Origin of the sequence: Streptomyces sp. NRRL S-87 (assembly GCF_000719335.1) — a bacterium.
In the GTDB taxonomy this organism is placed as follows: Bacteria; Actinomycetota; Actinomycetes; order Streptomycetales; family Streptomycetaceae; genus Streptomyces.
Map to the genome: position 1 here is coordinate 75,072 of NZ_JOGB01000030.1, position 24,219 is coordinate 99,290.

Sequence of the window (24,219 nt, forward strand, 5' to 3'; positions counted from 1 at the left end):
GACCAGGGACGGACACCATGAGCAAGGTAGCCAGGAGCAGGGGACGGGCCGGCTTCATCGCCGGGTTCCTCGTCGTGCCGCTCGCGCTGTACGTGACATTCGTGATCTGGCCGTACGTCCAGACGTTCGGTTATTCGTTCACCAACTGGACCGGTGCCTCGCCGACCTTCGACTTCGTCGGTCTGGACAACTACCGGGCGCTGGTGCAGGACGAGGTCTTCCTCGGCGCGATCTGGCACAACCTGCTGCTCCTGGTGTTCGTCCCGGCGGTCACCATCCTGCTCGCCCTGTTCTTCGCCTTCATGCTCAACGCGGGCGGCCGCAGTGGGGCGGGCGGGGTCCAGGGCGTCGCGGGGTCGAAGTTCTACAAGATCGTCTACTTCTTCCCGCAGGTCCTCTCGCTCGCGATCCTCGCCGTGCTCTTCGGCGCCGTCTACCGCAGCGACGAGGGCGGCCTGCTGAACGGCGTCCTGATAAAGCTCGGCCTGGTCGACGCGCAGGCGCCCGTCGAATGGCTCAACGAGCCCGCGTTCGTCCTGTGGTGCCTGCTGCTGGTCGTGGTCTGGCACGGAGTCGGCTTCTACCTCGTGCTCTTCTCCGCCGCCATGCAGTCCGTGCCGAAGGACATCTACGAGGCCGCCCTGCTCGACGGCGCGAGCCGCGCCCAGACCTTCTTCCGGGTGACCCTGCCGCTGCTGTGGGACTCGGTGCAGACCTCCGCGGTCTACCTCGGCATCGCCGCGATGGACATGTTCGTCCTCGTCTCCACGATGACCTCCGGGCAGTTCGGCGGCGGACCCGACCACCACAGCGAGGTCATGGCCACCGTCCTGATGCGCAACTTCCTCTACTTCGGCAAGAGCGGGTACGCCTGCGCCATGGGCGTGGTCATGCTCGCCCTGACCATGATCCTCTCGGTCGTCACGCTGCGCGCCACCCGCCGCGAGCGCATCGAGTTCTGAGCGGGGACGGGAGACCACCATGACCACAGTGATCAAGGCGCCCGGCGAGGCGTCGGCCGAGCGCGCCGGCGGCTCCGGCCGCACCGGCGAGCGGGAGTCCCGCCGCTCGGACGGCACGGTCCTCAACGTCTTCTCGCACGGCTTCCTCGCCCTGTGGGCCGTCCTGATCGTGCTGCCGCTGCTCTGGCTCGTGCTCGGCGCCTTCAAGACGGACGCCCAGATCGGCGGCTCCGCCCTGAGCTGGCCCGCCAACTGGCACTTCGACGCCTTCGGGCGGGCCTGGGACAAGGGCATCGGCGACTACTTCGCCAACACCTTCATCGTCCTGGTGTTCTCGGTGCCGCTGACGATGCTCTTCGGCTCGATGGCCGCGTACGTGCTGGCCCGCTACCCCTTCCGCGGCAACCGGCTCGTCTACTACTTCTTCGTCGGCGGGGCGATGTTCCCCGTCTTCCTGGCCCTCGTACCGCTGTTCTTCATGGTCAAGCGGTTCGACATGCTGAACACGTACCACGGCCTGATCCTCGTGTACGTGGCCTACTCGATGCCGTTCACCGTCTTCTTCATGCACAGCTTCTTCCGCACCCTGCCCAGCGCGGTGCACGAGGCGGCGGTCATCGACGGGGCCTCGCACACCCGGATCTTCTTCCAGGTCATGCTGCCGATGGCCAAGCCGGGCCTGATCAGCGTGGGCATCTTCAACACCCTGGGGCAGTGGAACCAGTACATCCTGCCCGCGGTCCTCATGCAGCCCGCCACCAGCAGCGACCCCGAGCGCTACCTGCTCACCCAGGGCCTCATCCAGCTCCAGCAGCAGCAGGGCTACGCCACCGACCTCCCCGTCCTCTTCGCCGGCGTGGCCATCGCGATGGTCCCGATGCTGGTCGTCTACCTGTCCTTCCAGCGCCAGATCCAGGCGGGCCTCACCTCGGCCACCCTCAAGTAGGGCGGCGGGCGGCCCCTGGACGCGGCCGTCGAAGCGGGGGTCGTCGGGGGCCTCCATGGGCTCCTCGTAGGAGTAGCCCTTGCCCTTCGACCGCCTCGTCGTACGCCGCCTGCGCGACCGGGTCGGGCCCGTACCCCGAACCGCGCGGCCTGCTCCCTGTCGTGGATGCCGTAGCGCCGGTCCGCGAGCGTCCTGCCGCGCCCGGGCGGGTCGGGGAGCGGGATCCGCCCCGGGGCGCCCGCCGCGGTCCGGCAGGCGGCGATGGCCTGGTCCCGGCCTCGGGCGTCGTCCGCGCCTGGTCGGGCGTGGGCAGGTGGTCCTCGATGGGCAGCCGCCAGGCCGCCGGGCGCGCCGAAGACGTTCCGCATGATCAGGAACATCGCAATGGCGAAGACCGAGCCGAGCGGGCCGCTGACCAGCACGAGGCCGCCGATGCCCGTCGCCTGACCACGACGCCCCTGCCTGCCGGCCCGCGCACCGCCTCGGCGGCGTCCTCTGACACGAACTCTTACGGTCGTTATCTCATACTTATGGCTGTAGTGCCCTATTCGTGCCGTCTCTGCCTCTTGACGGGTCGGGGGCTGGAGGCTCGACTTAGGTGTTCACAAGTTGGAGGCGCCGGTGTCTCCCTCCGGAGGCCCGGCTTGGGGGGCGGTGGCCGTGTTCGCCGCTTATGGGCAGGAGTGGATGAGTCGTGGAGACTCCGGGTTCGCAGTCGTCACTGCACCGGGCGAATCTCGAGCGGGTCGTACGGGCGGTACGGCTGGCGGGATCGCTCACCCAGGCCGAGATCGCCCGGGCCACGGGACTGTCGGCGGCGACGGTCTCCAACATCGTCCGGGAGTTGAAGGACGGCGGGACGGTCGAGGTCACGCCGACCTCCGCGGGCGGCCGGCGGGCACGCAGCGTCTCCCTCAGCGGTGACGCGGGCATCGTCATAGGTGTCGACTTCGGCCACACGCACCTGCGGGTGGCGGTCGGCAACCTGGCCCACGAGGTGGTGGCCGAGGAGTCCGAGCCGCTGGACGTGGACGCGTCCTGGGTCGACGGGTTCGACCGCGCGGAAGCCCTGGTGGGACGGCTGATCGAGACGGTCGGGGTGAGCCGGGACAAGATCATCGGGGTGGGTCTGGGCGTCCCCGGGCCGATCGACGTGGAGTCCGGCACGCTGGGCTCGACCGCCATCCTGCCGGGCTGGACCGGGATCAACCCGCGCCAGGAGCTCTCGCAGCGCCTGGGCGTGCCGGTGTACGTGGACAACGACGCGAACCTCGGCGCGCTGGGCGAGCTGGTCTGGGGCAGCGGCCGCGGGGTCAAGGACCTCGCGTACATCAAGGTGGCCAGCGGCGTCGGCGCCGGCCTGGTCATCAACGGCCAGATCTACCGCGGCCCGGGCGGTACGGCCGGGGAGATCGGGCACATCACCCTCGACGAGTCCGGCCCGGTCTGCCGCTGCGGCAACCGCGGCTGCCTGGAGACCTTCGCCGCGGCGCGCTACGTCCTCCCCCTCCTGCAGGGCACCCACGGGCCGGACCTGACGATGGAGCGGGTGGTCCAGCTGGGCCGGGAGGGTGATCCCGGCTGCCGCCGGGTCATCGCGGACGTGGGCCGTCACATCGGCAGCGGCGTGGCCCACCTGTGCAACCTGCTCAACCCCAGCCGGGTGGTGCTGGGCGGCAGTCTGGCCGAGGCCGGCGAGCTGGTGCTGGCGCCCATCAGGGACTCGGTGTCCAGGTACGCCATCCCGAGTGCTGCGCGGCAGTTGTCTGTGCTGACCGGGGCACTGGGCGGGCGCGCCGAAGTGCTGGGCGCGCTGGCACTCGTACTGTCAGAGATGGGTGATTCGACGGTTCTAGACGGTTCGTCCAGCTCTGTGGGGTCTCTCGGCGGCGTGGCTCTGTCTTCAAGCAGATAACGAGTGGCACCGTTGTCATCTCGTTAAGCATTCACTCCTTGACGACAACCTTGCGGCCGAGTTGACTCACGTCCACCTCGGCCGCACGGACGCGGCCTCGTCAGGGAGGTTCACAAGATGAACACGCGTATCCGCCGTTCCGCCGTAGCCGTGGCGGCCGCGGCGATGGCCGTGTCCCTCGCCGCCTGCGGCAGCGCCAAGGAGTCGGGCGGCAAGACGTCCGAGTCCGCGTCGGGCACCGCCAAGGGCGACGCCATCAAGGTCGGTCTGCTCCTGCCCGAGAACCAGACCGCCCGCTACGAGAAGTTCGACCAGCCCCTGATCGAGAAGGAGATCAAGGCGCTGACCAACGGCAAGGGCGAGGTCATCTACGCCAACGCCAAGCAGGACGCGACGGTTCAGAACTCGCAGATCGACACGATGCTCACCAACAAGGTGGACGTGCTGATCGTCGACGCCGTCGACTCCAAGGCCATCGCGGGCTCCATCAAGAAGGCGAAGGACGCCGGCATCCCGGTCGTCGCCTACGACCGCCTGGCCGAGGGTCCGATCGACGCCTACACCTCCTTCGACAACGAAGAGGTCGGCAAGGTCCAGGGCAAGGCCCTGCTGGACGCCCTGGGCGACAAGGCCAAGGCCGGCCAGGTCGTGATGATGAACGGTTCCATCACCGACCCGAACGCTGCCCTGTTCAAGAAGGGCGCGCACTCCGTCCTCGACGGCAAGGTGAACATCGGCAAGGAGTACGACACCAAGGAGTGGAAGCCGGAGAACGCCAACGCCAACATGGAGGCGGCGATCTCCGCGCTCGGCAAGGACAAGATCGTCGGCGTCTACTCCGCGAACGACGGCATGGCGGGCGGCATCATCACCGCCCTGAAGTCCGCCGGCGTCTCCCCGCTGCCCCCCGTCACCGGCCAGGACGCCGAGCTCGCCGGCGTGCAGCGCATCGTCGCGGGCGACCAGTACATGAGCGTCTACAAGCCGTACGCCCCCGAGGCGCAGGCCGCCGCCAAGATGGCCGTCGCCCTCGCCAAGGGCGAGAAGCCGGCCACCACCTCCACGGTCGACAGCCCCACCACCAAGGGCGTCGCCTCGGTCCTGATCCCCGTCGTGTCGCTCACCAAGGGCAACATCAAGGACACTGTGGTCAAGGACGGTGTCTACACCGTCGACGAGATCTGCGCGGGCAAGTACGCCGACGCCTGCGCCAAGGCCGGTCTGAAGTAGGCCCCGGCCCCCGCGGCCGCCGCCCGACCAGGCCGGCAAGGCCTGGTCAGGAACCCTGGATCCTGCCCGGTGTCCCGCCCACTCATCCCGCCACCCGCGGGACACCGGGCAGAAACGATCCCTCATTCGGCCCAAGAGAGGAAAACCGATTCTGTGGGGCAGACGCCCCGGCAGAAACGATCCTTCCCTTCCGAAGCCCCTCCCCAGATCTTCCGTACGACTCTGTACGACATCCCCGCCGGTCAGGCGGCGAAGGAGATGGTTGATGTGTCCGCTGCGCCCGTGCTGGCGTTGCGAGGCGTCTCGAAGCGGTTCGGTGCCGTCCAGGCGCTCACCGATGTAGAGCTCGAGATCCACGCCGGCGAGGTGGTCGCCCTGGTCGGCGACAACGGTGCTGGCAAGTCCACGCTGGTCAAGACGATTGCCGGAGTGCACCCCATCGATGACGGCGTCATCGAGTGGGAGGGCAGGCCCGTGCAGGTCAACAAGCCCCACGACGCCCAGAACCTCGGCATCGCGACGGTCTACCAGGACCTCGCGCTGTGCGACAACATCGACGTCGTCGGCAACCTCTTCCTCGGCCGCGAACTGCGCCGCCGCGGAGTGCTGGACGAGGTGGAGATGGAGCGCCGCGCCCGCGAGCTGCTCACCACCCTGTCCATCCGGATCCCGAGTGTCCGGATCCCCATCGCCTCGCTCTCCGGCGGTCAGCGCCAGACCGTGGCGATCGCCCGCTCCATGCTGGGCGAGCCCAAGCTCGTCATCCTCGACGAGCCCACCGCCGCCCTCGGCGTCGAGCAGACCGCCCAGGTCCTCGACCTCGTCGAGCGGCTGCGCGAGCGCGGCCACGCCGTCATCCTCATCAGCCACAACATGGCCGACGTCAAGGCCGTCGCCGACCGGGTCGCCGTCCTGCGCCTCGGGCGCAACAACGGCGTCTTCAAGGTCGCCGACACCTCGCAGGAAGAGATCATCTCCGCCATCACGGGAGCCACGGACAACGCCGTGACCCGCCGTGCGGCGCGCACCGGGGAGGCTCAGAAGTGAGCACCGACAACCAGCCCGCCCTGGACGACGCCGAGGTACCCGGCCCCCACACGCGGGCGGACGAGATCCCCGCTCAGGCGGTACCCGCGGTCGACCCCCGCCTGCTCGTGCGCGAGCAGGGCCTGGCCGGCTACGTGGGCGAGTTCAAGCGCAAGATGCGCGCCGGTGACCTCGGCTCGCTGCCCGTGATCATCGGCCTCGTGATCATCTGCGCCGTCTTCCAGAGCCTGAACGAGAACTTCCTCTCGGCCGAGAACCTCAGCAACATCGCGGTGACCATGGTCGCCACCGGCATGATCGCGGTCGGCATCATCTTCGTGCTGCTGCTCGGCGAGATCGACCTCTCCGTCGGCTCCGTGTCCGGTGTCTCCGGAGCGATCTTCGCCGTGATGGCCGTCACCCACGGCATGAACGAGTGGGTCGCGGTCGTCGTCGCGATAGTCGCCGGCGCCGTCATCGGCGCCATCCACGGCTTCTTCTTCGCCAGGATCGGCGCCCCGGCCTTCGCCGTCACCCTGTCCGGCCTGCTGTTCTGGTCCGGCTTCATGCTCCAGCTGCTCGGCAGCAACGGCACGATCAACATCGACCCCGACGGCCTGGTCGGCAAGCTCACCACGTACTACTTCTCGGACGTCGCCGCGGCCTACGGGCTCGCGATCGTGGCGGTCGTCCTGTACTTCCTGGGTTCCTTCTTCGACGCCCGCCGCCGCTCGGCCGCGAACGTCCCGTTCCGCCCGGTCGGCGAGATCGTCCTGCGTACGGTGCTGCTCGCGGTCGTCGCCTTCGGCGCCGCCGCGATCTTCAACCAGTACAAGGGCCTGCCGCTGGCCATGCTGCTCTTCCTGGTGGTCCTGGTCGGCACGGACTTCGTCCTGCGCCGCACCTCGTTCGGCCGCAAGGTCTTCGCCCTCGGCGGCAGCGTCGAGGCCTCCCGCCGCGCCGGCATCAACGTCACGGCGGTCCGCGTCGCGGTCTTCTCGATCGCGGGCACCTTCGCGGCCATCGGCGGCCTGTTCTGGGCCTCCAAGATCGCCGCGGCGAACCAGAGCGCGGGCTCCGGTGACCTGCTGATGAACGTCATCGCCGCGGCCGTCATCGGCGGCACCAGCCTCTTCGGCGGACGCGGTCGGACCTGGAACGCCCTCCTCGGCGTCATGGTCATCACGTCCATCCAGTACGGTCTCGCACTGGAGGGGATCGCCACCCCGATCCAGTACATGATCACCGGCGCGGTGCTGCTGGCCACCGTGGTGATCGACTCCGTCACCCGCAAGACCCAGAAGACCGCCGGCCGCGCCTAGCGGCCGCAGGTCACACCGTCGAGTGCCCGGTACCGCGGACGCGGTACCGGGCACTTCGACGTGGAACATTAGACTCGTCAGACCAGCAAGCAACTGCAAGGAGGCACGGGTGCTGCTGACCCGCATCACGGGACCGCGCGATCTGGACCGGCTCGGCCCGGAGCAGCTGGACCAGCTGGCCGTGGAGATCAGGTCGTTCCTGGTCGACGCGGTCTCGAAGACCGGCGGGCACCTCGGCCCCAACCTCGGCGTCGTCGAACTGACGATCGCCCTGCACCGTGTCTTCGAGTCCCCGAAGGACAAGGTCCTCTGGGACACCGGCCACCAGTCCTACGTGCACAAGCTGCTCACGGGCCGGCAGGACTTCTCCAGGCTGAAGATGAAGGGCGGCCTGTCCGGCTACCCCTCGCAGGCCGAGTCCGAGCACGACGTCATCGAGAACTCGCACGCCTCGACCGTGCTGGGCTGGGCCGACGGCCTCGCCAAGGCCAACGAGGTGCAGGGCCGCAAGGACCGCGCCGTGGTCGCCGTCATCGGCGACGGCGCCCTGACCGGCGGCATGGCCTGGGAGGCGCTCAACAACATCGCCGACGCCAAGGACCGCCCGCTGGTCATCGTCGTCAACGACAACGAGCGCTCGTACGCCCCCACCATCGGCGGCCTGGCCAACCACCTCGCCACCCTGCGCACCACCGACGGCTACGAGCGCTTCCTCGCCCGCGGCAAGGACATCCTGGAGCGCACCCCGGTCGTCGGGAAGCCGCTCTACGAGACCCTGCACGGCGCCAAGAAGGGCCTCAAGGACTTCATCGCCCCGCAGGGCATGTTCGAGGACCTGGGCCTGAAGTACGTCGGCCCCATCGACGGCCACGACATCGCCGCCCTGGAGTCCGCCCTCACCCGCGCCAAGCGCTTCGGCGGCCCGGTCATCGTCCACTGCCTCACCGAGAAGGGCCGCGGCTACCAGCCCGCCCTCCAGGACGAGGCGGACCGCTTCCACGCCGTGGGCAAGATCCACCCGGACACCGGTCTGCCGATCGCCTCCTCGGGCGCCGACTGGACCTCCGTCTTCGGCGAGGAGATGGTCAAGCTCGGCCAGGAGCGCGAGGACATCGTCGCCATCACCGCGGCCATGCTCCAGCCCGTGGGCCTCGACAAGTTCGCCAAGGCCTTCCCCGAGCGCGTGTACGACGTCGGCATCGCCGAGCAGCACGGCGCGGTCTCCGCGGCGGGCCTGGCCACCGGCGGCGTGCACCCGGTGTTCGCCGTCTACGCCACCTTCCTCAACCGCGCCTTCGACCAGGTCCTGATGGACGTGGCGCTTCACAAGTGCGGCGTGACCTTCGTCCTGGACCGGGCCGGCGTCACCGGCACCGACGGCGCCTCCCACAACGGCATGTGGGACATGTCGATCCTCCAGGTCGTCCCGGGCCTGCGGCTCGCGGCACCGCGCGACGCCGACCAGGTCCGCGCCCAGCTGCGCGAGGCCGTCGAGGTCACCGACGCCCCCACCGTCGTCCGCTTCTCCAAGGGCGCGGTCGGCCCGGCCGTACCGGCCGTGGGCACGGTCGGCGGCATGGACGTGCTGCGCGAGCCGGGCACCGACCGCCCCGACGTGCTGCTCGTCTCCATCGGCGCGCTGGCCCCGATGTGCCTGGAGATCGCCGGCCTCTTGGAGAAGCAGGGCATCTCCACCACCGTGGTCGACCCCCGCTGGGTCAAGCCGGTCGACGAGGCCATGGCCCCGCTGGCCGAGCGCCACCGGGTCGTGGTGACCGTCGAGGACAACAGCCGCGTCGGCGGTGTCGGCTCCGCGATCGCCCAGGCCCTGCGCGACGCCGACGTGGACGTCCCGCTGCGCGACTTCGGCATCCCGCCGCGGTTCCTGGACCACGCCTCGCGCGCCGAGGTCATGGCCGAGATCGGGCTCACCGCGCCGGACATCGCGCGCCAGGTCACCGGTCTGGTCGCACGGCTCGACGGCCGTTTCGACAGCGAGTCGGTCGAGGCCGCCGCGGACTGACGGTGGACGGGGGTGGCCCGAACGGCCCACCTCCGGTTGTACCTCCCGGGCCGGTCGGGTCACGCTGAACAGGTGGACCGACCGGCCCGTTCGCGTGACACCGAGCCCTGCCGACCCCTGCCGGTGCGGCCCCTCACCGAATCATGGCCGTCACGCCGAATGCCGTGGAGGTAGCGTGAGCACGCAGCAGGACCTGGGGCCGGACCGGCCCGGCGGGGTGTTCAGGACCAAGACGGTCGAGCAGTCGATCCGCGACACCGAAGAGCCAGAGCACGCACTCAAGAAGTCGCTGTCGGCCTGGGACCTCACGGTCTTCGGCGTCGGCGTCATCATCGGAACCGGCATCTTCGTCCTCACCGGCAAGGTCGCCAAGGAGACCGCAGGGCCCGCCACGGCGCTGGCCTTCGTGGCCGCCGGTGTGGTCTGCGCCCTGGCCGCCCTCTGCTACGCGGAGTTCGCCTCCACCGTCCCGGTGGCCGGCTCCGCGTACACCTTCTCGTACGCCTCGATCGGCGAGTTGCCCGCCTGGATCATCGGCTGGGACCTCGTGCTGGAGTTCGCCCTCGGCACCGCGGTGGTCGCGGTCGGCTGGTCGGGGTACGTCCGCTCCCTGATGGACAACGTCGGCTGGCACCTGCCCGCGGCGCTCGAGGGCCCCGACGTACCGGGCGGAACCTTCGACCTGTTGGCCTTCCTGCTGGTGCTGCTGCTCACGCTGATCCTGGTCATCGGCGTGAAGCTGTCGGCACGGATCACGGCGGTGGTGGTGGCCATCAAGGTGGCGGTGGTGCTCATCGTCATCATCGCGGGCGCGTTCTTCATCAACTCCGACAACTACAGCCCCTTCATCCCGCCCGCGGTGGAGCAGGAGTCCGGCTCGGGCCTCAACGCGCCGATGGTCCAGCTGATGTTCGGCTACGCGCCCACCAACTTCGGCGTCATGGGCATCTTCACGGCCGCGTCCGTGGTGTTCTTCGCCTTCATCGGGTTCGACGTCGTCGCCACCGCGGCCGAGGAGACCAAGCGCCCGCAGCGGGACATGCCGCGCGGCATCCTCGGCTCGCTGCTCATCTGCACCGTCCTCTACGTCGCCGTGTCGATCGTCGTCACGGGCATGGAGCACTACACCAAGCTGTCCACCAGCGCCCCGCTCGCGGACGCGTTCAAGTCCGCCGGGCACCCCTGGTACGCGGGCGTCATCAGCTTCGGCGCGGCCGTCGGCCTGACCACCGTCTGCATGATCCTGCTGCTGGGTCAGACCCGGGTGTTCTTCGCGATGAGCCGCGACGGACTGCTGCCGCGGTTCTTCTCGGTCACCCACCCGAAGTTCCGCACCCCCTACCGGCCCACCATCCTGCTCGGTGTGGTCATCGCCATCGTGGCCGGCTTCACCAGCATCAACGAGCTGGCGACGCTGGTGAACATCGGCACCCTGTTCGCCTTCGTCGTGGTCGCGCTCGGCGTCATCGTCCTCCGGCGCTCCCGGCCCGACCTGCACCGCGCCTTCCGCACCCCCTGGGTGCCGTTCCTCCCGATCGTGTCGATCGCGGCCTCGGTGTGGCTGATGCTGAACCTGCCGGCCGAGACCTGGCTGCGGTTCTTCATCTGGATGGTCATCGGGTTCGTCGTGTACTTCCTGTACGGACGGTCGCACAGCCGCCTCGGCAAGCTGGGGCGCGACGCCCCGTTCTGACCGGGGCCGCCCGTGGGGGCGTACCCGCCCGTGGGGGCGTACCGAAGCCGAAGGGGGCTCGCGGCACAGGCCGCGAGCCCCCTTCGTGCGTGCCCGTACCGGGCGGCGGTGCTCAGCCGCCGTGGGCCGGGGACTTCTTCGCGGAGGCGGGGACCTTCTTGTCCTCGCGCAGCGCGCTCCACAGGTCGGTGGCCTGCGGCTCGGCGACGACCACGCGGTTGGGGTCGACCTTGTCGTAGGCCACCGGCAGCATGATGGTCTCCATCGTGTTCGCGTCCACGCCCTTCATGCTCTTGGCGAAGTCGGCGAGCGCGGTGAGGGAGGCCAGGTCGGAGTCGGTCGTCAGCGACTTCGTGCCGGCGTCGGCGAGCTGGTACAGGCGCGCCGGGTTGCCGAAGGCGTCCTGCTTCTTGATCTCGGTGAGCATGGCGAGCATGAACTGCTGCTGCAGGCCGATGCGGCCGAGGTCGCTGCCGTCGCCGTGGCCGTAGCGGGTGCGGACGAACTTGAGGGACTGGGTGCCGTCCAGCTTGTGGGTGCCCGGCTCCAGCGTGAAGCCGCCCTTGGTGTCGTGGATCCGCTCGGTGGTGGTGACGGTGACGCCGCCGAGGGCGTCCACCAGGCCCTTGAAGCCGGCGAAGTCGACCTCGACGAAGTGGTCGATGCGGACGCCGGACATCTGCTCCACCGTGTTCACGACGCAGGCCGGGCCGGCGACCGTGTAGATGGAGTTGAACATGACGCGCTTCCTCGACGGCAGGGTCTCGCCGTCCTTCTTCCTGCACTCGGGCCGGGTCACGAGGGTGTCGCGCGGGATGCTGACGGCGGTCACCTTCGAGCGGCCCTCGGGTATGTGCATCAGCATCGCGGTGTCGGAGCGGGCGGTGCCGCCGACGTCGCCGTGGTCGAGGTCGCCGTTCGCGCCGCTGCGCGAGTCGGAGCCGAGCACCAGGACGTTCTGGGCCCCCGCGACCACCTTCTTCGGGCGGTTGTCCCCGATGGCCTTGTCCAGGTCGACACTGTCGATGTTGCCGTTGAGGTGGCTGTAGAGCCACCACAGCCCGCCGCCCGCGAGGAGCACCAGGACCAGCAGGACCAGCAGGATGACGCGGACCGCGCGGCCCTTCCTGCGACGGGGGGCCCTGCGGGAACGCGGCGGTGCTTCGGTTGCCTGAGTCATGCCAAAGGTGTCCTTCGATCCCGGTGATCGGTCGTCTGGGAGGGTGACCGCCACCTTGCGGGGGACCGGGCGGTCGGTCGCTCCGGCGGCGCCAGGCGGGGGTCTGCGCGCTGCGACGGTGGAGCGATACCCGAGAACTATAGGCAAACGTGCACGTCGAACGGGAGTGCCCTTATCGTGCTCGCGGGTGCCGAGAGGAGAACCCGCGGTGTCGGGTCAGGGAACCGGAGGGGCAAGATGCGTTCAGTGGACCGTCGTTCTGAGGGGCGTGGTAGCGCTGAACCGCAGCTCAACCGGGATGCAGCGGCCGCCGCGGGGGCGCCGCTGCTGATCGTGGCGACCACGCCGGGGGCTGCCGCCGTGCTGTTGGCGGAGGAGGTCGGCCCCGCGCGCGCGAGCATCCTGTGCCTGGAGGACGGGAGTTCCGAGGACCGGGCTGCCTTCGCCCGGGCGGCCGCCGAGGCCGCCGGACGCGGCTGCCCCGCCGACGGCGCGCCGCGGCCGCTGCCGACCGAGCGCCTGGCCGACGCACTGCTGCGGGAGTTGTACGCCGTACGGCCGGCCCGCGTGCTCACCCTCGACCCCCACGCCGGGCGGGAGGGCACGCCGGCCGGACGGCGCGAGGCGGACCTCGCCCTGGCCGTGCTCGACGCGGTGGAGGAGTACCAGCGCGACACCGGGCGGCCGGTGTTCACCGACTGCCGGGTCATCGACGCCGAGGCCTGGCCCGCGCCGGCGTCCCGGCCGCGCTACCCCGCCCCGTTGCACTGGGCGGTGCGCGGCACCGACGGCCGGCTCTCGGCCTACCTGCCCGTGCCGGGCGGGGTGGCCCGCTGGACCGAGGCACCGGACGGCCGTTGGAGCGGCCCCGAGCTCCTCGACGTGCCGGGCCTGCTGCCGGGCCTGACGGTGGTGCAGGGGCCGGACGGCTACACCAAGCTCGTCGGCCTGCGCCGGACCCGGCCGGCGACGGGGGAGTGGAACATCGAGGTGGTCTGCGCGCTGCAGTACCAGAGCGGCCGCCCGCTCGGCCCCTGGCACGCGCAGCCCAACCCGCACCGCGCGGAGCCCCTGCGCGGGCGTTACCTCGGGTACCCCTCGGCGGCCTGCGACGCCGACGGCACCCTGCACCTGTTCGTCCGCAACGACGGACACGGTGTGAACACCTGCCACCAGCGCGCCGACGGCGCCTGGTCCGGCTGGACGCACCTGGCCGGAGCCAAGACGGCCGACGAGAACATCGCGCTGCCCGTCCCGGACGGCACGGTGGAGATGTACGCGAGGCTGCGCGACCGGCCCGGGACGGTGCGTTGGCACCGCGGCGGCCCGGGCGGCACGTGGGTCGAGGACCGCCGGGGCGTCCCCGTGTACGCCGCGCCCGGTTCGCTGGCCGCGGCTCCCGAGGGCGCCGCCCTGCGCTTCCGGTACGCCGAGACGGGCGAGCCCTGCGAGTGGCGCTGGGGGGCGCAGGGGCCGGTGAGCCTCAACGCCCCGCGGATCGCGGGCCGGGTGGTCGGCGCGGCCGGGGTCCCGGTCGGCGGTTGGAGCTGCACGGTGCTGGCGGCCGTGGACGAGCAGGGCTGCTGCGCCATCGGTACGTACGTGGACAACAGCCCCGAGTCGGGCGTCTGGTGGTCCCCGACGGGGCATCGAACGCTCGTGCCCCCCGCGGTCGTACGCGACCGGACGGGCCGGGTGATCATTGCCACACTCGATCCGGCCGGCCGGCTCTCGATCGCCCGCCAGTTGCCTGGTCAGGCCCTTGACTTCGGACCCTGGGACCATGTCGGCCGACCTGCTGACGGCGGGTAAGGTCAGCCGAGGGTGACCGCGCCCCGTCCGAATTTTCTTACTGGTTACTTATTCGTGACCTGAAGACGGGTACTATCCTCACTCCAGGTAAAGCTGAGGTGAAGACTTCACGTCGACGCGGGGAACTCAGCCAGACCGTCACGGAGGGCTGGTTTCCACCCTGTTGATGTGGCCGCAGCCCGTTCCCCCTCCCCCCTCGACAGTGCCTGGTCGTCACGCACGGTAGTGAGAGGAAGAGGACGAGAGTGATCGCCGCGCTGATCCGCCATGCGGAGATCAGCAAGGACAAGAACGTACTTGTCCTTCTTTCGCTGCTGGGCAGTTACCTCGGCATGCTGGTCTCGGCCGTCACCGGGCACTTCTGGGTGTTCCTGGCCGCCATCGTCGTCAGCTACGCCGCGGACCTGCACCTCCACAAGTACGAGCCGGACCTCATCAAGTTCCTCGGCAAGCTCAAGTGGGGTCTTTCCATCCGCGTCCTGGTGCGCGAGCTCGCCGTCATGGTGATGCTGCGCGGCCTGACCGGAGTCGGCGGCGACGCGTTCGTCGTGGTCTTCCTCGGCTTCGTGGCCGTGCACTCGCTGCGCCTCATGTACACGTTCCTGTGCATGTTCATCAAGAGGCGCCGCGCGCTGCCGGTCCGGGTCCGCAACCTGGACCTGTCGAAGCTGAGCATGCCCGAGCCGCCGCCCCCGATCGCGTTCAAGAGCCACGAGCGCAAGCTCCTGTACCTGGACACCGCGGTCATCGTCGGCGGCCTCGCCTCGCAGTACACCAAGGTCATCGGCTTCGGCGTGCTCGGCGTCGCGGTCGCCGTCGCCCTCGCCGTCACCGGCATGGTCATGCTGCTGCCCACGGTCAGCCGCTGCCGCAAGGTGCCCAGCCACGAGCGCACCTTCAAGATCCTCAACCAGCAGGTGGCGAAGTACCAGCCCGAGGTGGTGCTGTACTTCAGCTACGCAGCCGGCGCGCGCGACTCCGCGTACCAGGTCAACATGTGGCTGGACACCCTCGCCCGGCTCGGCCGCCGCCCGCTGATCGTGCTCCGCGAGGTCACCACCCTGCGCTTCCTCGCGTACACCCCGCTGCCCGTCGTCTGCATTCCCAAGGCCGACGACCTGTCGCTGCTGGAGCTGCCCGACGCCCGCGTCATCCTCTACCCGGCCAACGCGGGCAAGAACGTGCACATGCTGCGCATCGCCGAGGCCAAGCACGTCTTCATCGGCCACGGCGACAGCGACAAGCTCGCCAGCTCCAACCGCGTCAGCAAGGTCTACGACGAGATCTGGACCGCCGGCGAGGCGGGCGACGACCGCTACCAGCGCCTGCGCGGCACCATCCCGTCCACCGACCTCGTACGTGTCGGCCGCCCCCAGCTCAGCGCCGTCGAGCGGGTCGGCCGTCGCCCCGCGGGCCACGTGACCACCATCATGTACGCCCCCACCTGGGAAGGTTGGACGGCGGACCCGTACCACACCTCGCTCGTCCTCATGGGCGAGAAGATGATCCGGATGCTGCTCAACATGGACCGGCCGGTCCGCATCATCTACAAGCCCCACCCCCTCACCGGCAAGCGCTCCATCCAGGCCACCCGCGCCCACCGCCGCATCATCGCGATGCTGGAGGCCGACAACGCCCGCCGCGAGAAGGCCGCCAAGGGCATGGCCCAGGGCGAGAAGCGGCTGGCCGAGCTCGAGGCCCGCATGGGCAAGCTCAAGGCCTGGACCGTCGTCGGCGTCTACGGCATCTGGGACAAGGACCGCGCGGCGCTCGCCAAGCCCCCGAAGGAGTCCTGGGAGCAGCTGCAGGCCGAGTGGCACGAGACCTTCTGGAAGCTGCACGGCCCGGCCAGGCACCAGGTCGTCACCACCCAGCTGCCGTCCCTGTACAGCTGCTTCAACGAGTCCGACATGATGATCAGCGACATCTCCAGTGTCGTGTCCGACTTCGTGCAGAGCGAGAAGCCGTACGTCGTCTGCAACCCCGCCGACATGGACCCCGAGCTGTTCAAGCAGCTCAACCCGGCCTCCTCGGCCGCGTACATCATGGGCCCGTCCTGCGAGGAGATGCAGACCTGCGTGGAGGCCGCCGCCTCCGGCGGCATGGACCGGCTCGCCGACCACCGCGCGATCCTCAAGCGCTACCTGCTCGGTGAGGGCGACTCGATGGTCCGCTTCAACGACGCGGTCAACGCCCTGTTCGCCAAGGCCAGCCAGAAGTTCCCGCCCGGCGACGTCGCCGAGCCGATCCTGGCCAACCCCTTCACCCGGGGCCAGACGGTCATGCACGACGCCACCATGCCGATCCGCGTGATCCGGCAGCACCACCAGAACTCCATGCAGCAGTACTTCTAGGCCCCGGCCCGGAAGTGCCGCTCGGGCCCTCGCCGGCGGCCCACCGTCCCTGTCAGCCGATTCGAGGAGTCGACTTGTCCCGCAGTGCCCGTACCATCGCCGTCGTCCTCGCCGGCGGTACCGGTCAGAGGGTCGGCCTCGCCATCCCGAAGCAGCTCGTCAAGATCGCCGGCCGCACCATCCTGGAGCACACCCTCGCGGTGTTCGAGGGCGCGGCCTCCGTCGACGAGGTGCTGGTCGTCATGCACCCCGACTGGGTCGCCGAGGTCGAAAGGATCGTCGGTGCGGCCGGCCTGAGGAAGGTCAGCCGCGTCATCGCCGGCGGATCCACCCGCAACGAGACCACCTGCCGCGCCATCGACGCCATCACCGCCGGCCTCGAGGACGGCGAGCCCGACCCCAAGGTGCTCTTCCACGACGCGGTCCGCCCGCTGCTCTCGCAGCGCGTCATCGACGACTGCGTCGCCGCCCTCGACAACTTCGAGGCCGTCGACGTGGCCATCCCGTCCGCCGACACCATCATCGTCACCCGCACCCACGGCGAGGACGGCGAGTTCATCACGGACATCCCGGACCGCTCCCGGCTGCGCCGCGGCCAGACCCCGCAGGCCTTCCTGCTCTCCACGATCCGCCGCGCCTACGCCGTCGCCGCCGGCGACCCGAACTTCGAGGCCACCGACGACTGCTCCGTCGTCCTGCGCTACCTGCCCGACGTGCCCGTGCACGTCGTCGAGGGCGAGGAGCACAACATGAAGGTGACCCACCCGGTCGACATCTTCATCGCCGACAAGTTCTTCCAGCTCGCCCACCAGGCCGCCCCCGCGCACGGCGACGACGCCACCTACCGGGCCGCCCTGGAGGGCAAGGCGCTCGTCGTCTTCGGCGCCAGCTACGGCATAGGTTCCGACATAGCCGACTTCGCCGAGTCCTACGGCGCCACCGTCTTCCGCTTCAGCCGCTCCGGCACCGGCACCTTCGTCGAGGACCCCACCCACGTGGAGAAGGCCCTCGCCGAGGCGTACGAGCAGGCCGGCCGCGTCGACTTCGTCGTCAACACCGCCGGCGTCCTGCGCACCGGCAAGCTGGCCGAGACCGACCACGAGACCATCGAGAGCGCCACGCTCGTCAACTACCTCGCCCCGGTCCACATCGCCCGCGCCTCCCACCAGTACCTGGCGAGGACCCGCGGCCAGCTGCTGCTCTACACCTCCAGCAGCTACACCCGCGGCCGGGCCGGCTACAGCCTCTACTCCTCGGCCAAGGCCGCCACCGTCAACCTCACCCAGGCCCTGGCCGACGAGTGGGCCGCCGACGGCATCCGCGTCAACTGCGTCAACCCCGAGCGCACCCGCACCCCGATGCGCACCAAGGCCTTCGGCGAGGAGCCCGCCGACTCGCTGCTGACCTCCGAGTCGGTGGCCCGCACCTCGGTCGACGTCCTGATCTCGGAGCTGACCGGCCACGTCATCGACGTACGCCGCCAGGACCCCTTCAAGACGGTGTCCGTGCCCGAGGGCGACCTCGCGGACGCCTTCGCCAAGACGAACGACGAGCTCTGACGGGGACCACGGCACGATGACGATGTACGGGCACGACACCCCACGCCGGCGGATGTTCGTCACCGGCGACTCCACCGTGGTCACGCGCTCGGTCGACTACCTCCCGATGGCGGGCTGGGGCCAGTGCATGCACCTGTTCCTCACACCCGACGTGGAGATCGTCAACTGCGCACGGGCCCGGGCCAGCTCCAAGAGCTACTACGACCGCGGCCGCTTCCAGTGGATCCTGAACCAGGTCCGGCCCGGCGACTACATCGTCATCTGCTTCGGGCAGGTCGACTGGGAGACCGAGAAGGGCCTGCACACCGAGCCCTTCGAGGACTACCAGGAGTACCTGCGGACCATGGTGCGCCAGGCCCGCGACGCCCAGGCGCACCCGATCCTGGTCCTCTCCCACGAGCGCCGCAAGCACGACAAGCACGACAACCTGCTGCGCTTCCTCACCCTCTACCCGATGGCGATGCGCGAGATCGCGGAGGAGACCGCCACCCCGCTGATCGACCTGTACGCGCAGAGCCTGGAGTGGTGGGAGGAGATCGGCCCCGCCGCCACCAAGGAGCTGTTCGCCTACCTGAAGCCGTACGAGAACCCGCTGGCCAACCTCAAGGGCGCGGACGACACCCACTGCCGTGCCGAGGCCGCCGTCGAGTTCGCCCGGTTCGTGGTCCGCGCGATGCGCGACCAGGGCCTGGTCCCGGCCCACTGGGTCCAGGGCCTGGACCGCATGGAGTTCACCACCGACGAGATCGGCTGGCTGGACACCGACACGTTCAACAGGGTCACCAAGGAGCGGGTCGCCCCGCTGCCCGAGGGCACGCTCCCGATCGGCACCGACGCGCAGGGAGCTGCCCGGTGAACTACCTTCTCAGCGTCGTGAAGGTCGCGGAGCCCGGACGCCCGGACAACGCGGCCCGGGTGGCCGTGCACTCCGAGGCCCACCCCAGGACCTCCGTCGCCCCCGGCCAGACCGTACGGCTGGCCCTGACCGTCCAGGCCGCCCGCGGCGCCCGGTACGCCTACGGCTACCTCGCCGAGGACTCCCTCGCCGGGGCCGCCGACGTGCTCGACGTCCAGGGCGCCGAGTACCTGCCCGACCGCGGCTGGTACCGGGTCCGCACCCAGGCGGGCGGGTCCGAGACGGCCGTCCTCACCCTGCGGGTCCGCCCCGGCACCACCGAGCCCGCGCTGCGTCCGGCCGCGGCCGCCGCCGTCCCCGGCCTGGAGTCCCGCAAGCTGCTCCGGGCCGAGCCGCACGCCGACGAAGGCGTCCGCATCCGCGGCTTCTCCGCCCCCGGCCGGTCCCTGAACGTCCCGCCGCACGCCGCGCACCTGCCGGCCCTGCTCGACGTGCGCCAGGGCATGCCCCCGGGCACCGCGCTCATCGGCCACTCCCAGGCCCGCTCCGGCCAGGTCACGGTCACCCACGAGGGTGCCCTCGCCTACCAGGCCGCACCGGGCAGCCAGGGCTACGACCGGTTCACGTACGCCGTCCAGGGCCCCGCGGGCGAGCGCGCCGAGGGCACCGTGGTGGTGTACGTCGGCGACCTGTCGGCCACCCCCGGCCTGCTGACCCCGCCCGGGTTCAACGGCGTCGGCACCACGGCCCACGCCCCCTGGCGACAGGCCCGGATCAGCGGCGAACTGCCGTGGCCGGCCGCCTCGCTCGCCGGGCCCTGACCGCCGGGCCACCGCCGCCGGGGCGCCCGGTGTCCCCGGGCCCGCCCCGGCGGCCCCGCCCGCACCGGCGCTCCAGAGACCTCCCGTATCCCCGTAGGCAACGAAGTTGGGTGACCTCCGAGTGAACCCCCGCCCCCCGCACCCCAAGGACCGGCCCGACGTCAGCGTGATCGTCGACGCGGCTAACGCCATGAGCCACCTCGGCGAGTGCCTCAACTCGGTGCTGGCGCAGGTCGAGGAGGGATTCCGGGTCGAGGTGCTCGCCTTCGACCGGGGCTCCCAGGACGGCTCCCGCGAGCTGCTCCAGCAGTTCGCCGCGCAGTACCCCACCCTGGTGCGGTGCGCGGCCCTGCCGCCCTCGGAGACGCCCGCGGACGCCCGGAACGCGGGGATCGACCAGTCCACCGGCCGCCACCTGTTCTTCCTCTCCGGCACCGACCGGCTCACGCCCGGCGCCCTGAAGCGCATGGTGGCCACCGCCGACGAGCACGAGGCCGACGTCGTGCTCGGCAAGGTGGCGGGCCTGGACGGGCAGAAGGTGGCCGCGTCCATGTTCACCCGCAGTGCCGCGGACGCCGACCCGTACGCCTCCCGCGTCTACTGGTCGCTCAGCCCCGACAAGCTCTTCCGCCGCTCCCTCGTCGAACGCGCCTACCTGCGCTTCCCCACCGACTGGCGGATGGGCGAGGACCAGGTCTTCACGGCCCTCGCCTACCTGAACGCCGACCGGGTCAGCGTCGTCGCCGACATGGTCTGCGTCCAGCAGGCGAAGCGGGTGGGCGGGGTCAACACCTCCCGCTTCAACGGCTCGCTGACGGACCGCATGATGCTGACCCGCCAGATGATCGCCATGGTCGCCGAGCGCGTCCCGCCCGGCCCCGCCCGCGACCACCTCATGGCCCGCCACTTCGAGCTGGAGCTCGGCAAGGCCACCGGCGCGCCCTACCGCGCCTGCGACGACGCGCAGCTGCGCTGGAACGTGGTCTCCGAGTGCCGCGAGCTGCTGGAGACGTACGGCACCCCGGGGGTCTTCGAGAAGCTGCCGCGCCCGCTGTCGGTGCGCCTGGAGCTGATCCGCCAGGGCCGGTTCGCGGAGGCCGACCGGCTGATCGCGTTCGAACTCGACCGCGAGAAGCCCGAGCAGCTGATCGAGAACGGCCGCGTCTACCGCGTGTACCCGTTCTTCCGGGACCAGGACGTGCGGGTCCCGGACGAGATGTACGAGATCACCCGCACGCTCAAGGCCAAGCACCGCCTGAACAAGGTCTGGTGGGCCGGCTCCGTGCTCCGGCTGTCCGGCCACGGCTACATCGAGCAGCTGCCCACGAAGGCGCCCAACAGCAAGGTGATCCTGCGCGAGCGGCGCACCGGCGCGGAGTACCGCTTCCGGGTGTTCACCACGCCCTCCCCGAAGCTGCGGGCGGCCTCGCCGCGCATCGAGAGGGGCTCGGCGGGCTTCGAGGCCCGGCTGGACCTCGCCGCCGCCGACGGGTACCGGCCCATCGCCGGGGGCCTGTGGGACCTGTTCCTGGCGGTCTCGTTCCAGGGCGTGGTCAAGGAGGTCCGGCTGGGCGCCGTACGGGCCGACGCCGTGCAGGACCGGACCGCGCAGGGCGTGGTGGTGGCGCCCGCCGACCACTCCGGGCTGGAGACCGTCTGCCACCTCTACTGGACCAAGGGCGCCGGGAACCTCACCGTCGAGGCCTCCCAGCGCCGCCCGCTGCCGGGGGCCTGAGCCCGCCCGCTCCGGCTGGGCGGTCCCGCGGTGTGCGGGTCCCCGGCGCTTGACCGGGGCGGCCCCGCGGAGTTCAGAGCGGGGCGACCTGACCGCAGTCGGGGACGTCGGAGCCGTCGGCGGCCTCGGCCCGGTCGTCGCCGTGGAGGTAGTACGCGGAGACCCAGCCCTTCTCCGCGGTCCCCGGCACCCGCGTCCACAGCCACCACGAGTTGTAGACGCCGTCCTCGGTCACCGTCGCGCCCTGGGCGCGGCAGAAGACCTCGTGGGGGCCGGCTGTCAGGGTGCCCAGCCGCTCCGAGTTGCGGGACGGGCTGCTGCGGATGGGGCCGTCCTCGAAGGTGACCACCCGCACCGTGGCCGGCCCCGGCCCGGCCGAGGGGGAGGGAGAGGTGGAGGCCGGGGGCGGGGACGTGGGGGAGACCGGTCCCGAGCCGCCCGCCGCACCGCCGTTCCGGTCCTCCCGCTGCCCGTTCGCGTAGACGACGGCCGAGACGACCAGGGCCGCGACCGAGACCAGCGCGCTGAAGCCGAGGACGGACCGCCGCAGCCACGGTGAGCTGCCCCCGCCCGTGCCCCCGTCCGGACGGGGGAGGGTACGGGGCCCGGGATCCGGCCCGGACCCGGACCCGGCCCCCGACGCGGACGCGGACCCGGAGGGCGGTGCCGGCTCCGCGAGGGCGGGCTCCGTGCGGGCCTGTGCCGTGGACGTGCGGACGGCGTCGGCCACGGGGGCGGGCAGCCACCGCTCGGGGAGGGCGAGCTCGGCCGGCCGGCGGCCGAGCGCGGCCGTGACCCGCTCGAGCACCTCCGCCACCCCGGGCCGCCGGTCGGGGTCCTTGGCCAGGCAGTCCCGCACCAGGGCGTGCAGCCCGGCCGGCAGGGCCGAGAGGTCGGGTTCCTCGTACACGGCGCGGAAGTTCACCGCGAGCGGCGTCCCGGAGCCGAACGGAGACTTCCCCGTCGCGGTCCACGCCAGCACCGCGCCGAGCGAGAACACGTCGCAGGCCGGCCCCGCCTGCTGCCCCCGCACCTGCTCGGGCGCCATGAACCCGGGGGTCCCGAACGTGAGTCCGGTCCCGGTCAGCGCGCTGGCGTCGCCCGCGACCGAGATCCCGAAGTCGATCACGCGCGGACCGTCCGCCGACAGCATCACGTTCGCCGGCTTGAGGTCCCGGTGCACCACCCCGGCCGCGTGGATCGCCTCCAGCGCCTCGGCCAGTCCGGCGGCCAGCGCGAGCGCGGGGGCGAGCGCCCACGGGCCGTGCAGGGCCACCGCCTTGTCCAGCGACACACCGGGTACGTACGCGGTCGCCAGCCACGGCGGCCTGGCCTCGGGATCGGCGTCCACCACGGCCGCCGTGAACACGCCGTTCACCCGGCGGGCGGCCGCCACTTCCCGCGCGAACCGGCGCCGGAACTGCTCGTCGTCCGCCAGGTCCGGACGCACGACCTTGATCGCCATGGCCCGGCCGCCGGGGGACCGTCCCAGGTACACCCGTCCCATGCCGCCCGCGCCGAGCCGCGCCACGATCTCGTACCGCCCCGCCCGACGCGGATCGCCCGCCTCCAGGGCCTCGCCCACCTGCACGAACCCGTCCCCCGCCCCGCCGTCCCCCGGCAGCCCCCGATGTGTCCGGGGGAGACTACCCAGTGGGTCCGGTCGGCGCCACGGCCGGGGGCAGTCGCGCGCGGTCTACAGCGGGGCGAAGGAGTGGACGGTGAAGCGGCGGCCGCCGGCGGCGCCGGTGGCGAAGCCGACGCACAGCCGGGGACGGTCCGTCACCAGGACCGCCAGGCCCTCCGGTTCCCGGTACGTCAGGTCCGGCGCCGCCGTCACGGGGGCCCGGCCGGCCACCGTGCCGGTGCGCAGGTCCACCGCCGAGAGCAGGGCGTTGCCGCCCGAGGCCGCCGGGTTGTCCCCGTCGGCGTCCGTGTACTCGTTGCCGGTCAGCTGGTAGACGTGGTCGCCGTACAGCGCGCAGCCCTGGAACGTCTCGTCCGAGGTGCGGCCGGCCGCCCGGACGGCGTACAGCTCGTCGTACCGCCCGGCGGCGAAGTCGTCCGCCCGGTACACGGCGTACCACTGGGCGCCGGTGCCGCTCCCGGTCCGGTACGCGACCATCAGCCGTCCGGTCACCGCGTCGTACGCCGGCTGGTTCGCGTACGAGCCGGGGACGGGCCGGTGGTGGCGCACCGAGGGGTGGCCGCTGTCCAGGGTCGTGCCGGGCCGGAACGCCACCCGCGTCACGGCCCGCCCGTACCCGGTCTTCGGGTCGGCGTCCGACTCGACCCACAGCAAGGCGCCGGACCGGGTGGGCTGGACGCCCATCGAGACGCCGTGGCCGAAGCCGCGGAGGTACATCGACGTGGGTGCCGTACGGTCCGCGGGGATGCGCGTGACGCACAGGTCGCCGAGCAGGCCGCGTTCGTCGGCCGGGACCCGGTCCGGCTCGTCCGCGAGCCGCAGGCCGCCCTGGACGATCTGCACGGCGTACAGGTCGCCGCGCTCGGAGTCGAACGCGAACGACTGGGCGACGGTGGTGTTGGCGAGCGCGGTGGGGGCCACCACCTCGCGGGTGGCGGCCGCGTCGAAGCCGCCCACCACGGTGGAGGGGGCCGGGGCGGTGCCGCCGAGCAGCCTCCGGCCGGCGAGCAGGCCTCCGGAGAGGGCGACCGCGGCGGACCCTCCGGTCAGCAGCAGGGCGCGCCGGGACAGGCGCTTCGGCTTCGTCGCGGCCACGGTGCGTCCCCTCCCCGGCCGCGTGGCGTGCTCCCGCGGCGG

The 24,219-nt window shown here is 71.2% G+C and carries 17 protein-coding genes; 14 read left to right on the forward strand and 3 right to left on the reverse strand.

Going from position 1 to position 24,219, the window contains the following annotated elements; genetic code table 11:
* Positions 1-17 precede the first annotated feature (17 nt).
* The 8 genes from IF43_RS0120350 to IF43_RS0120385 all read left to right on the forward strand — a co-directional run bounded on the left by IF43_RS0120350 (position 18) and on the right by IF43_RS0120385 (position 11,117).
* A complete protein-coding gene (locus tag IF43_RS0120350) occupies positions 18-962 on the forward strand; it encodes a carbohydrate ABC transporter permease (RefSeq protein WP_030202441.1) in 945 nt (314 codons plus the stop codon).
* Positions 963-981: 19 nt separating this feature from the next.
* Positions 982-1,908 carry a carbohydrate ABC transporter permease gene (locus IF43_RS0120355; RefSeq protein ID WP_030202443.1) on the forward strand — a complete coding sequence of 309 codons (927 nt, stop codon included), beginning with the start codon at positions 982-984 and terminating at the stop codon, positions 1,906-1,908.
* Between the two features lie 694 nt (positions 1,909-2,602).
* Positions 2,603-3,823, forward strand: a complete 1,221-nt coding sequence (locus IF43_RS0120360) for an ROK family transcriptional regulator (protein ID WP_030202444.1) — start codon at positions 2,603-2,605, stop codon at positions 3,821-3,823.
* A 117-nt stretch (positions 3,824-3,940) separates the two neighbouring features.
* A complete protein-coding gene (locus IF43_RS0120365) occupies positions 3,941-5,053 on the forward strand; it encodes a sugar ABC transporter substrate-binding protein (RefSeq protein ID WP_030202446.1) in 1,113 nt (370 codons plus the stop codon).
* A gap of 258 nt (positions 5,054-5,311) precedes the next feature.
* Positions 5,312-6,100: an ATP-binding cassette domain-containing protein gene (locus IF43_RS0120370; protein ID WP_030202448.1), complete on the forward strand. Its 789-nt coding sequence runs from the start codon at positions 5,312-5,314 to the stop codon at positions 6,098-6,100.
* A 65-nt stretch (positions 6,101-6,165) separates the two neighbouring features.
* Positions 6,166-7,401 carry a sugar ABC transporter permease gene (locus tag IF43_RS0120375; RefSeq protein ID WP_030202451.1) on the forward strand — a complete coding sequence of 412 codons (1,236 nt, stop codon included), beginning with the start codon at positions 6,166-6,168 and terminating at the stop codon, positions 7,399-7,401.
* Between the two features lie 109 nt (positions 7,402-7,510).
* Positions 7,511-9,424, forward strand: a complete 1,914-nt coding sequence (gene dxs / locus IF43_RS0120380; protein WP_030202452.1) for a 1-deoxy-D-xylulose-5-phosphate synthase — start codon at positions 7,511-7,513, stop codon at positions 9,422-9,424.
* 175 nt (positions 9,425-9,599) lie between these two features.
* Positions 9,600-11,117 (forward strand): amino acid permease, encoded by a 1,518-nt coding sequence (locus IF43_RS0120385; protein WP_030202453.1) that lies wholly within the window; start codon positions 9,600-9,602, stop codon positions 11,115-11,117.
* Positions 11,118-11,229: 112 nt separating this feature from the next.
* On the opposite strand, the gene IF43_RS0120390 is transcribed toward IF43_RS0120385, so the two are convergent.
* The gene (locus tag IF43_RS0120390; protein ID WP_030202454.1) at positions 11,230-12,297 is read right to left on the reverse strand and encodes an LCP family protein; all 1,068 of its coding nucleotides are present in this window, start codon (positions 12,295-12,297) and stop codon (positions 11,230-11,232) included.
* A gap of 333 nt (positions 12,298-12,630) precedes the next feature.
* Between IF43_RS0120390 and IF43_RS0120395 the strand changes: the two genes are divergently transcribed.
* From IF43_RS0120395 to IF43_RS0120420, 6 genes are all read left to right on the forward strand, one after another.
* Entirely contained in the window at positions 12,631-14,109 is a 1,479-nt protein-coding gene (locus tag IF43_RS0120395) for a hypothetical protein (RefSeq protein WP_051795682.1), read from the forward strand.
* 245 nt (positions 14,110-14,354) lie between these two features.
* Entirely contained in the window at positions 14,355-16,463 is a 2,109-nt protein-coding gene (locus IF43_RS0120400) for a hypothetical protein (RefSeq protein ID WP_051795684.1), read from the forward strand.
* Between the two features lie 74 nt (positions 16,464-16,537).
* Entirely contained in the window at positions 16,538-18,022 is a 1,485-nt protein-coding gene (locus IF43_RS0120405) for a bifunctional cytidylyltransferase/SDR family oxidoreductase (RefSeq protein WP_078910309.1), read from the forward strand.
* 16 nt (positions 18,023-18,038) lie between these two features.
* The gene (locus IF43_RS0120410; RefSeq protein WP_063753371.1) at positions 18,039-18,878 is read left to right on the forward strand and encodes a rhamnogalacturonan acetylesterase; all 840 of its coding nucleotides are present in this window, start codon (positions 18,039-18,041) and stop codon (positions 18,876-18,878) included.
* Positions 18,875-19,699: a hypothetical protein gene (locus IF43_RS0120415; protein WP_030202472.1), complete on the forward strand. Its 825-nt coding sequence runs from the start codon at positions 18,875-18,877 to the stop codon at positions 19,697-19,699. Before IF43_RS0120410 ends, IF43_RS0120415 begins: the two co-directional genes overlap by 4 nt.
* A 121-nt stretch (positions 19,700-19,820) precedes the next feature.
* Positions 19,821-21,434: a glycosyltransferase family A protein gene (locus IF43_RS0120420; protein ID WP_051795686.1), complete on the forward strand. Its 1,614-nt coding sequence runs from the start codon at positions 19,821-19,823 to the stop codon at positions 21,432-21,434.
* A 73-nt stretch (positions 21,435-21,507) separates the two neighbouring features.
* On the opposite strand, the gene IF43_RS36630 is transcribed toward IF43_RS0120420, so the two are convergent.
* Positions 21,508-23,025 (reverse strand): serine/threonine protein kinase, encoded by a 1,518-nt coding sequence (locus tag IF43_RS36630; RefSeq protein WP_051795688.1) that lies wholly within the window; start codon positions 23,023-23,025, stop codon positions 21,508-21,510.
* Positions 23,026-23,130: 105 nt separating this feature from the next.
* The gene (locus IF43_RS0120435) at positions 23,131-24,177 is read right to left on the reverse strand and encodes a hypothetical protein (RefSeq protein WP_030202479.1); all 1,047 of its coding nucleotides are present in this window, start codon (positions 24,175-24,177) and stop codon (positions 23,131-23,133) included.
* Between the last annotated feature and the right edge of the window lie 42 nt (positions 24,178-24,219).